We start from the raw sequence: 12,312 nt of genomic DNA on the forward strand, positions 1-12,312 counted from the left end.
AGCCAGTACTGTTCGTCCTCCGGGGCCGTCTCGCTGCCGGCGTGCGCAGCCTCGGCCAACGCGAAGTTCGAGAACGCGCCCGCGGGTGCCGGGCCGGGGCCCTGGCCTGTCCGTTGCGCGTAAAGGGCGGCGAGATCGCTCACGATCACGCCGAACGACCAGCCGTCGCAAACGATATGGTGCGCGGCGATGGTCAGCAGGTGGCGGTCGGCACCGAGACGGAACAATTCGGCGCGGACCAGGGGGCCGTTCTCGAGGTCGAACGGCGTCGTGACGATGCGCGAGAACGCGGCCGTGATCCGTGCGTCGCTCTCGAACGGAGCCAGCAGGGAAAGATCGTGGAAGGCGATCGGCAGCGTGGCATGGCCGGTGACGAAGAGGCCTTCGCCATCGCCGCTGAACGTCGCGCGCAAGGCCTCGTGGCGATCGACGATCGCCTGCAGTGCCCATTCGAGAGCCGGCACGTCGAGCAAGCCCTTGAGGTCGAGCGAAACCGCTTCGTTATAAGCCAGCGAGGCCTCCGGCTCCAGCCGGGATGCCAGCCACACCTCGCGCTGCGGTGCCGTCGTCGGGACGAGCCGCGTGAGCGGCGCGCCTGCGAACGGATCGTAGTCGACCGCCGTGGCGGCGGCCAGCTCATTGTGCGTCATGCGGTCACCCTCAGGTACTTGCCCGGCGCATCCGGGTTGGGAACGAACCACGCGGGACGTCCTTCGGGGTCCTTGCCGAGCCGCGCGCCGGGTACGGGCGGATGCTCGGCATCGAAGGTGGCCGTCTCGCGGCGGCGCGGCAGGAATTCCGCTTCCTGCATTTCAAGGATGGATTCACGGAAGGCATTCGCGATCGCGGCGAAATCCGCCTCGCTGTGCGCTGTCGTGAAGAAGCAAGGGAAGTTGTCCAGGATGTGAATGCCGCGGCTGCGCATCATCGCGAAGAGCAGATCCTGCAGCGGATGGTCTTCGTCGAAGATCGTCTTCCACACGGATGAGAAGTGCACGATGTGAACCGGCGCGCCGACACTGACGCAGAAGGCGTTGAGTTCCTCGGCCATCGCCGTGACCTTCGCGTTGAGCGATGCCTGGAGCTCGGGACCCTCTTGCACGAGATGATTCAGCACCGCGTGCGCCGCGGCCAGGGCCAGCGGGTGGCGCACGAAGGTACCGGCAAAGTACGTGACGCCGACCGTCGGCGTGGAATCGTCGCCGAACCGCCAGTGGCCGCCATCGAGCGCGTCCATGAAGCGGCGCTTGCCGGCGATCACGCCGATGGGGAAGCCGCCACCGACGACCTTGCCATACGACGCCATGTCGGCATCGATGCCGAGCATGGCCTGGGCTCCGCGCGGATGCGAGCGGAAGCCCGTGACCACTTCATCGAAGATCAGCAAGGAGCCGGATTCCTCGGTGATCGCGCGCAGTTCCTGGAGGAACTCCACCGGCTGGAAATCGGGACGGCGGCTCTGCACCGGCTCGACAAGGACCGCTGCGATCGACGAGGCGCGCTCGCGGATGATCGCCAGGGATTCGGGCGTGCCGTAGTCGAGTACGAGGACGTGCTCGGAAGTGTTCTTGAGAATACCCGGCGCAGCCGGCACCGACTTCAGCTTCTTCGTGCCGCGGACGATCACCTCGTCGAAGATCCCGTGGTATGAACCGGTGAAGATCACCAGCGTGTCGCGGCCGGTGACCGTACGCGCCACGCGAACGCAACCCATGACGGCTTCGGAGCCGGTGTTGCAGAGAGCCGCACGGTCGAAGCCGGTCAACTCGCAGACCTGCTTCGCGACGATGCCAGCGAGTGGATGCTGCGGACCGATTTCGTACCCGGCATCGAGCTGCTTGCGCACGGTGTCGAGTACGAAGTCGGGCTGCCAGCCGAACAGGTTCATGCCGAAGCCGTTCAGCGCATCGACGTACATATTGCCGTCGAGGTCCCAGACCTTGGAGCCCTTGGAACGCTCGATCACGATCTGGTAGACGATTTCCTTCAGCAAGGGACGGAAGCCGTTCACTACGCGCGGGTCGGCGAGGTGCGGGCGGTGCTCTTCCGTATAGGCCTTGGACGCCTTGCTGCGCTCGATGTAGCGGCGCATGAACGCGTCGAGGCGCGCGCGCTGCCTCGCGGAGAGGTTGGTGTTCGTGGAATGGATACGGGCGATCGCGCCGAAGGCTTTCTTCACATCGTAGGTGGTGTGCGCGAGCGCCGCTTCCTCGTCGTTGGCGGCGGAGCCCTGGCCCTGTGTCGAAGCCGTGCCTTGTGCCGAAGCCGTGCCCTGTGCCGAAGCCGTGCCCTGTGTGGGGCCCGTGCTGTGTGTGGGAGCCGCTTCAGCGGCGATGGCCGCGGGAGCGGCCGCCAGGTTGTCGCGAGCCCCCATCGCCGCTGAAGCGGCTCCCACAGGGGCCGCGGCTCCCGCGGAAGCGGTGGCTCCCGCCAGCAACGCCAGCTGTTCCCGCATGATCTGCATTTGTTGTGCGATCACGTCCTGGACCAGTCCGCCGCCGGTGGCCAGGGCCACCGGTGCCACCGCCGTGACAGGCGCGGCGATAGCCGCGGCCACGGGCGCAGCCGACTGGGTTTCAGCCGGCAACAGGCGATCGATATGAGCGGCGAGTCGTTCGAACGACGAGCACCCGTCCATCAGTTCGCGAAAAGTGATCTTGAGCGCGTAGGTCTTCTGCAATTGCAAGGCGACCTGGGTCAGTGACAGCGAGTCGAGTCCCAGTTCGACGAAATTGGCCGATGGGTCGACGCCTTCGAGTTCGGTGCCGGACACATCCTCGAACAGGGCGGCGAGTTCGCCGACAAGACGCTGGGGACGGGCGGTGGAATGTGCGGAAGGCATCGGCATGAGAACAGGCTCCGGTACGACGGGAGAAACGGTGGCGAGCGGCAGATGGGGCGCCGCATTGGCGATCGGCGTGACGGACGCGGGAAGGCGCGCGTCGATCCAGTGCCGCTTGCGTTCGAAAGGATAGGTAGGCAGTCGCACGCGGCGCCGATTCGCGCGATGGTCAAGCGCACCGGTGTCGACGCCGACCCCGGCGGACCACAAGGCGCCCGCGGCGCCGAGCCATGCGGCACGCTCGTCGGCGGGACCATCTCCCAGCGAAGCGACGATCGTGCGGCCGCGGCTCTGCGAGTGCTGCCGTGCGAGCAAGGCTAGACTTGGCCGTGGACCGACTTCGAGGAAGGCATGCGTGCCGTCGTCCAGCGCGTGCAGCAATGCCGGCGAGAAGCGCACCGTGTGGCGCATGTGCCGGGTCCAGTAGTCCGGCGAGGTGGCTTCCTCGTCCGTCAGCGGCAGGCCGGTCAGCGTGGAGACGATTCGGATCCGCGGTGCGGAGAGCGAGACCGCGGCCACTTCGGCACGGAACGCATCCAGCACGGGATCCATCATCGCGGAGTGGAAGCCGTGCGAGGTGTGCAGCACGCGGCAGGCGACGCCTTCGGCTTCGAGCGCCGTGCGGAAAGCCTCGACGGCCTCGGTATCGCCGGAGACGACGCTGGCGTTCGGCGCGTTTTCGGCGGCGAGGGAAAGAGCGTCCGGGAGCCGGGCGCGCAGCTCCGCGGCTCCCAGGCGAACGGAAAGCATGGACCCGGCGGGTAGGGCCTGCATCATGCGGCCCCGGCGCGCGACGAGCCGGGCGGCATCGGCCAACGACATGACGCCAGCGAGTGCGGCGGCGGCAAATTCGCCGACGCTGTGGCCGATCATGGCGACGGGTTCGACACCCAGGTTCATCCACAGGCGGGCAAGCGCATATTCAAGCGCGAAGGTCGCGGGCTGGGTCAGTTCGGTCGCCTTCAGCGCATCGGCATCCGCGGCGAACATGCGGTCGCGCAGGTCGAAGCCGAGCTCACCGCGCAGGGCGCCGGCGACTTCATCGAGCGCGGCGCGGAACACGGGCTCCGTGGCGTGCAGTTCGCGACCCATGCCGGCGTACTGCGACCCCTGTCCCGGAAAGAGGAAGACCATGCCGGGCGATGGCGTCGCACATGCACGGCACATCGCCGCGGCGGCGATATCGCGCAGCTTTGTCACCGCATCCTCGGTGGACGAGGCAACGACGTGGCTGCGCTGGACGAAGGCTTTGCGGCCGCGCGCGAGGGTCCACGCGGTGTCGGCGAGGTTGCCATCCGGGTGCGCGGCGAGATGATCGGCGAGTTGCGCCGCGGCGTTGCCGAGCGCCGTGGGCGTCCGCGCGGAAATCAGCAGAAGCTGGACGCCGCTGGCCGCATCGGAAGGAGTGCGCTCCGGCGCCTCCTCGAGAATCACATGGGCATTGGTGCCGCCGACGCCGAACGAGCTGACTCCTGCACGCAGGGGGCCGCCAGCGGTCTGCCACGGACGCAGCGTGTCGTTCACGACGAACGGGGAGTCGGCGAGGTTGAGGCGCGGATTGGCCGCGGTGTAATGCAGCGAAGGGGGCAGGCGACGCTCGCACAATGCCAGCGACGTCTTGATGACGCTGGCCGCACCGGCGGCCATCACGAGGTGGCCGACGTTGCTCTTGAGCGAGCCCAGGGCGCAGAAGCCCTTGTCGGTCGTTGCCTGGCGGAACGCTTGCGTCAGTCCTTCCAGTTCGATCGGATCGCCGAGCGGCGTGGCCGTGCCATGCGCCTCGACATAGGAGATGTCACGTGGCGACACACCGGCATCGTCCAGGGCCATCGTGATCACCGCGGCCTGGCCGGCGGCATTCGGCGCGGTGAAGCTCGCCTTGACGCCGCCATCGTTGTTGACCGCGGCACCGCGAATCACCGCATAGATGGGATCGCCATCGCGTAGCGCATCGGAAAGGCGCTTCAGCAGGACCACGGCCGCGCCGTCGCTGAACACCGTGCCCTGCGCATCGGCGTCGAAGGTCCGCGTATGGCCGTCGGGCGAAAGCATGGAGCCTTCCTGCGCGACGTAGCCACTGTTCGGCGGGCAGGAAATCGACGAGCCGCCGGCCAGCGCCATGCCGCAGCGACCCGCGCGCAAGGCGTCGAAGGCCTGCGTGATGGCGACAAGCGAGGTGGAGCATGCCGTATTGAGGCTGATCGCCGGGCCTGTCAGGTTGAGCTTGTGCGCGACGCGCGTGGCCAGGTAATCCTTCTCGTTCCCAAGCATGACCTGGAAGGCGCCAAGCTTGTCGATGAGGTCGGGTCGCCCGCTGATGTGCTTCTGGTAGTACGTCGCGTTATGCATGCCACCGAAGACGCCCACCGGCGTGTCTTGCGCATCTGGCACGTAGCCGCCGCGCTCAAGGCACTCCCAGCACAGCTCCAGGAACAGGCGTTGCTGAGGATCGGTGAGCTCGGCCTCGCGCGGCGACATGCCGAAGAAGCTGGCATCGAACTGCTCGACATCGTCGATGACACCGCGGGCAGCGACGTAAGCCGGATCGTCCCGATCCGCCTGGCTGACGGCGGGATCGAGTTCGCCGGGTGTGAAGTAGCGGATCGATTCGCGTCCGGCGCAGAGGTTGTCCCAGAAGGTCTCGACGTCGGGTGCACCGGGGAAGCGGCCGGCCATGGCGATGATCGCCACCGGCTCCCCCGCCGCCGGCGCGCCGCCCGACAAGCGTCCTGCCAACGCCTGCCGGGTGGCGCGCCCCTCGATGGTGGCCGCGACGGCGGCCGGGGTCGGCTGCGCGAAGAAGCCGACCAGTGAAGGGGTCGGCGACAGCTCTTCGTGCACGCGAGTCATGGCGCGCGTCGCAAGAAGGGAGCTGCCGCCGAGGTCGAAGAAGTTGTCGTCGCGACCGACCGTGTCCAGGCCGAGCGTCTCGGCAAAGATGGCGCATAGCCGCGTTTCGATGTCACCGTGCGGTGCCACGAAAGGCGCTGCCAACTCGGGACGGGCGCTGCTGGGCGAGGGCAGGGCGCGACGGTCGAGCTTGCCGTTGTCGTTGATCGGTAGCGCGTCCAGACGCATCCACGCCACGGGAAGCATGTACTCCGGTAGCGTGAGGGCGAGCGCATCGCGAAGCCCGCGTGCGGTCACGGTCTCGTCGTGGCCGACGTAATAGGCGACCAGGCGCTTCTCGCCGGGCGCGTCTTCGCGGGCGATCACTGCCGCGGCGTTGACACCGGGCAAGGCGCGCAGCGCGATGTCGATCTCGCCTGTCTCGATGCGGTAGCCACGAATCTTTACCTGACCGTCGGCACGGCCGACGAAGGCAAGGTTGCCATCGGGTAACCAGTGCACCAGGTCGCCGGTGCGGTAACGCGTGCCACCGGCGACGAAGCGCTCCGCGGTGAGTTCGGGACGGTTGAGGTAGCCGCGCGCGACGCCGCTGCCACCGATGAATAGTTCGCCGGTATCGCCAGGGGCGACGTCGTTGCCTTCCGGGTCGAGAACATGAAGCGTGGTTTCGCCGATCGGCATGCCGATGGGAATCGCGTGAAGCCCATCGGGGAGTTCACGCGGGATCGGATACGTCGTTGCGAAGGTGGTGCATTCCGTCGGACCGTAACCGTTGATCAGCTGCGTGGCCGGAAGCGCGGCGTAGGCCTTGCGTACATGCGGCACCGAGAGCGCTTCGCCACCGGTGAGCACCACGCGCAGGCCCGAGAGGTTGCTCGCATCGTCGTCGACGATCGCGTTGAACAACGCCGCGGTCAGCCAGGCGATCTCGGCGCCGTGGCGCTCGACGGTCCGGGCGATACCGCAACCGGTCGGAACGCGCTCGCGATAGACCACGCAGGTACCGCCATTGAGCAGCGGCGCGAAGATCTCGAACGTGGAGGCATCGAAACCGAGCGGCGCGGCATGCAACACCTTCGGTGCGTCGAAGTCGATATAGTCCGAACGCAGGACGAGTCGCAGGATCGAGGTATGACGAATCTCGACGCCCTTGGGCGTACCCGTCGACCCCGATGTATACATGGCATAAGCAAGATCGTCCCCACTCCCCCCCTGTGGGAGCCGCTTCAGCGGCGAGGGGTGCTCGCCTGTTCCGGCCCAAGCCTCGCCGGCTATTTCCAGCTCAGCGACACTGAACAGGGGAATCTCCTCGCTGGAGATATCCAATCCCCCATCCGCGACGATCGCGGCCACATCCGCATCGCGCAGTGCAAAGGCGACGCGCTCGGCAGGCCAGCGCGTATCGATCGGCAGATAAGCCGCACCGGCCTTCAACACGCCGAACACCGCCACGACCGCCTCGACCGAACGTTCCATCAGCAGCGCCACATAGCTGCCTGGTTCCACGCCTGTTGCCACCAGGCTGGCCGCGACGCGATCGCTGCGCGCGTCCAGTTCGGCATAGGTGAGATTCAATGCGTCCGATGCCAGGGCGATGCGGCCCGGGCAGGATTTCGCCACCGCACTGAAGCGACCGTGGACGGTGCAGGTGTCGTGCCGGACGCTGGAAAGGACTTCGTTCATCATGCGACCTCGTACCCGTTGGGAGAGCGCGAGGGCATAGGCCAAAAGGTCGAGGCGGCGACAGCGAGGCCGTGCGAAGCGCTGAGCGCTTCGCCGCGGCTTTTCGCGTTGCCCCTGCTTTCCCTCGTCCACGCCGTGCCATCGGCTTTCATGCGATCCCCCTTCACGCGCGAGGGGCCGGTTGCCCCTTTCGCGTCTGTGGAATCTTTTATAGCTCCCGGGTCCGGGACGGCATATACAACTGGCGTGCTAGCCGGGGTGGGCAAATGGCCGAGGTCGACGGGGCGGAGGCGGTGAAAAAGATGCTCCATCGCTCAGAGAACGGCACCCGACGCCTCCCTCCGGACATGATGGTGCCCCGTGTTGCGAGCAGAACAGGGACGCGTGCGCTCACCCCTTTTTTCGACCCCTTGTGGGAGCCGCTTCAGCGGCGATCCCGCGGAACCCGCAAATCCGCGAAGAAGCAAAAAAAAGCCCCGCCTTGCGCGGGGCTTGTGTGGTATGACCACGAAGTCGAACTCATCTTTCAACGACGGCGATCAAGTGGAGTGCCGGAACTTCATGGTGACTATCTGCGTGGCGTAGGGAACGGCGAAGGTGAAGTGAGTGAACGTGGCCCCACTAAATTGAATAGGACCCCCAGCTGTTACTTGCTCACCAACTGGCGTTGTTCCGTTGTAGAAGGATGCAAGCGAGCCTTGGACGGCGCCACCGCACGAAAAGTATGCGTACCGGCATGGCTGACGCATGTTTACCCGGATGGTCGCCCCGAGCCTGCCACCGTCTTGGTCACCGACCCTTACACCTCGAACCTTTCGTTCCAGCGTTACGGCTACGACTTCGATCAGCAGGTCAACGCATTGCAGCTGGGTGGCAGCCTGATCGCCCTGGACGGCGACAACGGCACGCTGCGCGCGGGCTGGGCCGCCGATCACGGCACCACGCGCGTCACGCCGAAGGCCGTGGATGGCGCCAGTTCAGCGAAGTACCGCGCCAACGGCTTCTCCGGCTGGATCACCTGGCAGCACGGCAATGGATTCTGGGTGGACGGTGTACTGGGCAGCACCCGCTACCGCGGCGACGTGGGCACGGACCTGCGCGGCGCCGACGTCGGCCGCGTACGCGCGCATGGCTGGACGATGTCCGTGGAGGCGGGCCTGCCGTTCGCCGTCGGCAACGAGTGGACGGTCGAGCCGCGCTTCCAGTTGAAGCACCAGTCGCTGAACTTCCGCGACTTTGTCGACAGCGATGGCCTGGAGGTCAAGCTGGGCACCGCGAAGCAGACGAGCGCGAGCCTCGGCGGTCGCATCTCCCGAACGGCCAATCCCGTGTTCATGCCGTATGCCAGTCTCGATCTCACCCATACGAGCAATGGCGATCCCAAGGCGGACGTCTCCAGTGACGAGTGGGACATCAGCGAGCGCTTCGGCTCCGGTCGCGTGGGCAACTCCTATCGCGCCTCGGCAGGCGTGGTGAGCCAACTGAGTGAGCACGTGCAGGTCTACGGCGAAGGCACCTACCAGCACTTCGTCGGCAGCTACGGCATGCGCGGGTGGGCTGGCAACGTGGGCATCCGCGTCACGTTCTGAACGGTCGACACCGCGGGGCCGCGGGCGAGGTCCTCCTCCCTCGCTTCCTGGCGCATCCCTTGCGCACCCGTGCGTCCTGCATCGTCCGTGGCGTCCTGCTCGTCCCGCCGCGGCCTCGTGGTGTCGGGGATCAAAGCTATCTCCTTGTAGAACCGAGGAAAATAGCCCTATGGTTGTAGGCGCCGACGTCCGTTTCCGGACACTTTCGCACCGGTTTTCGTTGCGGGGGTGTCCGTTATCGTACGCACGCCCCGCACGGCTGCGCTTCCCCAAGCCAGCCACGCCGGCGCCCTGTCCGGATCCGGACAAGCCCCTAGCGTATGGCGATGAGCCAGAGCGCCGCGCCCTGCACGGGGGCGGCTGTCCAATGCACGCGGTAGGTGCCCGCGGCGGTCACCTGCCGCCATGCCACGGCACCCTGCACGCCGCTCTCGTCGGGCAGTTCGATGAAGGCGTCGATCAGCTGGAAACCATCGCCAGGGACGACACTCATGCGCTTGACGCCACCGTCGCCCCACCAGAAGGCGAGCAGCGTGGCGGGGCCGTCGACATGGATCTCGCCGCTGGCGACCACCAGCGACGGTTCGGCGTACGACTGGGCAAGCGCCTGCACGCGGCTGGCGTCGCGTACCTCGATGAAGGGCAGGGATAGCTCGCCACGCGGTTCTCCCCGCTTGACGATGGAAACGGAGTGTTTGGCCCCGCCCTTGCCGTCCAGCGCGACATAGGCTTTCACGTCGAAGCGATCGCCGTAGTTCGCATAGGTCATCGCACGGCCCAGGGCGTCCCAGCGGTTGCCGTAGGTGTCGCGCGGCGACGCATCGTTGCTTGCGTATCCCGCGTTGAACACGACGAACACGCTGCCCCTGGACCGGGTGTCCACCGGAGGCGTCGCGGCGGGACTGGTACCCAGGCCCTCGCCCTGGCCGAGGAACACGTGTGCACCGAGGGAAGGAAGCGGTGGATCGCCTGCCGCCACCTGCGGTGCTATCGAGAGCAGGGCCGCGGCGGCCACGGCGGAACGAAGACGATGCATGTCGCTTCTCCAAAGGTTGTACTTGTCAGCGCGATGGCTGTGAGCGACGCTCGGCATGCGGACCGCATGCCTGACGATACGTCACGCGCGCCGCCCAAGGGGGCTCCACCGTGACGGACGAAACCGACTTCCTCGACCTGTACGCGAAGTTGCGCCTGGCCCCCGGCTGCTCGCTGGATGAATTCAAGCAGGCTTACCGCCGTCATGTGGCGATGTGGCATCCCGACCGGCGCCGTGGCTCGCGCGCCGACCAGCTGGCGGCGGCCCGGCTGCAACGACTGACGGCGCAGTACGGTGCCGCGATGGATTTCCATCGCAGGCACGGACGCCTCCCCGGCGCGTCGCAGGCGGCGCGTGCCGTCGATGCGGTGCCGGTCGTGCCTGAAACGATGGTTCCCGTGCACGGGGCCACGCCGCGAACCGTCGCGCCGCCGCGCGGAACGCAGCGCGCGGTGGCGACCCGCTGGTGGCTTGCGTTCGCCGTGGTGGTCATCGGTGGCGTGGCATGGTCGACCTGGCCTGCCAGCCAGGCGAGCCGGGAACTGGATGGGGAAGACACGGAGGATGCGGCGATATCCGCGGGCGCCAGCGCACCCTCCGCGCCGCAGGCACTCGGCCTCGGCATGATGCCGGACGAGGTGATCGGCATCGAAGGGGAGCCCACGCGGCGTGCCGGGGATCGCTGGGAATACGGTCCTTCCTGGATACGTTTCGAGCGGGGCGTGGTCGTCGACTGGTACAGCTCGCCGTTGCGCCGCCTTCGCACGGAATCGCCACGCCCGCGGCCGTAGTTCGCCCGTCGCGTCCGTCCCGCCCGGATTCACCTTGCACCACGTCCGAACAGCACGACCTCCACCGTCTCGATCAGGATGACCACATCGAGGAAGAGGTTGTGGTTCTTCACGTAGAACAGGTCGTACTTGAGCTTCTCGGCGGCGTCTTCTTCCGAAGCGCCGTACGGATAGCTCAGTTGCGCCCATCCGGCCAGGCCTGGCTTGATGTTGTGGCGAAGGCTGTAGTAGCGGATCTTGTTCTGCAGGTCGGAAACGAACTGCGGCCGCTCCGGACGCGGCCCGACGATGCTCATGTCGCCGCGGATCACGTTCCACAATTGCGGCAGCTCGTCGAAACGCAGCTTTCGGCAGATGCGTCCCACCCGCGTCACGCGATCGTCGTTGCTGGACGCCCAGCGTGCGACGCCGTCCATTTCCGCGTCCGTGCGCATGCTGCGGAACTTGTACAGCCAGAAGGTGCGGCCGTGTTCGCCGACGCGCTCCTGGCGATAGAGGATGGGTTGTCCACGGCCGGATTCGATGCGAATCGCGAGGGCGACGCCGAGCATGACCGGCCAGCACAGCAGGGCGATCAGCAGCGACGCCGCCAGGTCGAAGCCACGCTTGGCGAACGAGGCCAGTGGCGTGGTATTGAAGCCGCCGGAAAACACCAGCCAGGACGGGTCCAGCATGGTCAGTTGCACGCGGCCGGCTTCACGTTCGACGAAGGTGGTCAGGTCGGTGATCTGCACGCCCAGCTGGCGACAGGCCAGCAGGTCGTCCATGGGCAGGCTGCCCCTGCGGTCGTCCACGCCCACCACGATCTCGTGCAGCTTCTCGCGCCGCGCCATTGCGGCGAGCGAGCCCGCCGGTTCGATCAAGAGGGATTCGGGGATCGCGACAGCCTCGTTGGCTCCGCGCACATAGCCCAACAGGCAGAAGCCGCGGCGATCCGAGCGACGCCGCATGCGGTTGTGGATCTGCGCGGCGCGCTGTCCGGCGCCCAGGACGATCACGCGTCGCTTCAGCGACTCCATCTCGACCAGGCGCATGAATACCGCGCGGAAGGCCGCCGTCGACACGAAGCCGATGACCAGGGCCATGCCCAGCACGCCGCGGCCCACGTAGGCTTGCGGGATCACGTAGTAACCGACGACCAGCGCCAGGCCACCCAGGACGAAGGCGATGGCGTGCCGCGCGACCTGGCCGCGCCAGCTCATCCGCAGCGTCGCGCGATATTCGCCGAGCGCGGCCATGCACAGGAAGATGACCGCGGCGAACATCGCCGCGCGCGCCGTCAGCGAATGCGTGGACGCCGCGAGGTCCTCCGGCGAGGTCGCGAAGCGAATCCATACGGCCACGTTGAGCGAGGCCGCGAGCAACAGGAGTTCGCAGGTGCCCAGCAAGGTGAGCCAGCGCACGATCGGCTGTCTGAACAGGCGGATCATCGGATGTTCCCCTCGATGCACGCATGGACTGCGTGCCGGTACTTCAAGGCTATGGAGCGGCCATGCTCCTGTCGATTGCACTTCCGGCCGG

Annotated in this window: 6 protein-coding genes; 2 read left to right on the forward strand and 4 right to left on the reverse strand. The window is 66.9% G+C overall.

Annotation, left to right across the window (positions count from 1 at the left end; translation table 11 throughout):
- Together ACR9ZJ_RS11930 and ACR9ZJ_RS11935 are read right to left on the reverse strand one after the other, a co-directional pair.
- Positions 1 to 650: condensation domain-containing protein (locus tag ACR9ZJ_RS11930; protein WP_481287859.1), on the reverse strand; the 650-nt coding region annotated here is incomplete at its 3' end.
- Positions 647 to 7,378, reverse strand: coding sequence for an amino acid adenylation domain-containing protein (locus ACR9ZJ_RS11935; protein ID WP_481287860.1), 6,732 nt, complete (start codon positions 7,376 to 7,378; stop codon positions 647 to 649). The genes ACR9ZJ_RS11930 and ACR9ZJ_RS11935, both read right to left, overlap by 4 nt.
- Before the next feature lie 782 nt (positions 7,379 to 8,160).
- Between ACR9ZJ_RS11935 and ACR9ZJ_RS11940 the strand changes: the two genes are divergently transcribed.
- The gene (locus ACR9ZJ_RS11940) at positions 8,161 to 8,964 is read left to right on the forward strand and encodes an autotransporter outer membrane beta-barrel domain-containing protein (protein WP_481287861.1); all 804 of its coding nucleotides are present in this window, start codon (positions 8,161 to 8,163) and stop codon (positions 8,962 to 8,964) included.
- A gap of 313 nt (positions 8,965 to 9,277) precedes the next feature.
- Here ACR9ZJ_RS11940 and ACR9ZJ_RS11945 read toward each other — a convergent pair whose 3' ends face one another.
- Positions 9,278 to 10,000, reverse strand: coding sequence for a hypothetical protein (locus ACR9ZJ_RS11945; RefSeq protein WP_481287862.1), 723 nt, complete (start codon positions 9,998 to 10,000; stop codon positions 9,278 to 9,280).
- A gap of 110 nt (positions 10,001 to 10,110) precedes the next feature.
- On the opposite strand from ACR9ZJ_RS11945, the gene ACR9ZJ_RS11950 reads away from it, so the two are divergent.
- Positions 10,111 to 10,791: a J domain-containing protein gene (locus tag ACR9ZJ_RS11950; protein WP_481280187.1), complete on the forward strand. Its 681-nt coding sequence runs from the start codon at positions 10,111 to 10,113 to the stop codon at positions 10,789 to 10,791.
- Between the two features lie 29 nt (positions 10,792 to 10,820).
- Here the strand turns inward: ACR9ZJ_RS11950 and ACR9ZJ_RS11955 are convergent, their stop codons facing one another.
- Positions 10,821 to 12,221 carry a TIGR03013 family XrtA/PEP-CTERM system glycosyltransferase gene (locus ACR9ZJ_RS11955; RefSeq protein ID WP_481287863.1) on the reverse strand — a complete coding sequence of 467 codons (1,401 nt, stop codon included), beginning with the start codon at positions 12,219 to 12,221 and terminating at the stop codon, positions 10,821 to 10,823.
- Between the last annotated feature and the right edge of the window lie 91 nt (positions 12,222 to 12,312).

The sequence above is a fragment of the Luteibacter sp. KNZ12-1A genome (assembly GCF_056755675.1).

Excerpts from the sequence above, each read along its gene's own strand:
- ACR9ZJ_RS11935 (WP_481287860.1), bottom strand. The coding sequence starts at position 7,378 with ATGATGAACGAAGTCCTTTCCAGCGTCCGGCACGACACCTGCACCGTC.
- ACR9ZJ_RS11945 (WP_481287862.1), bottom strand. The coding sequence starts at position 10,000 with ATGCATCGTCTTCGTTCCGCCGTGGCCGCCGCGGCCCTGCTCTCGATA.
- ACR9ZJ_RS11955 (WP_481287863.1), bottom strand. The coding sequence starts at position 12,221 with ATGATCCGCCTGTTCAGACAGCCGATCGTGCGCTGGCTCACCTTGCTG.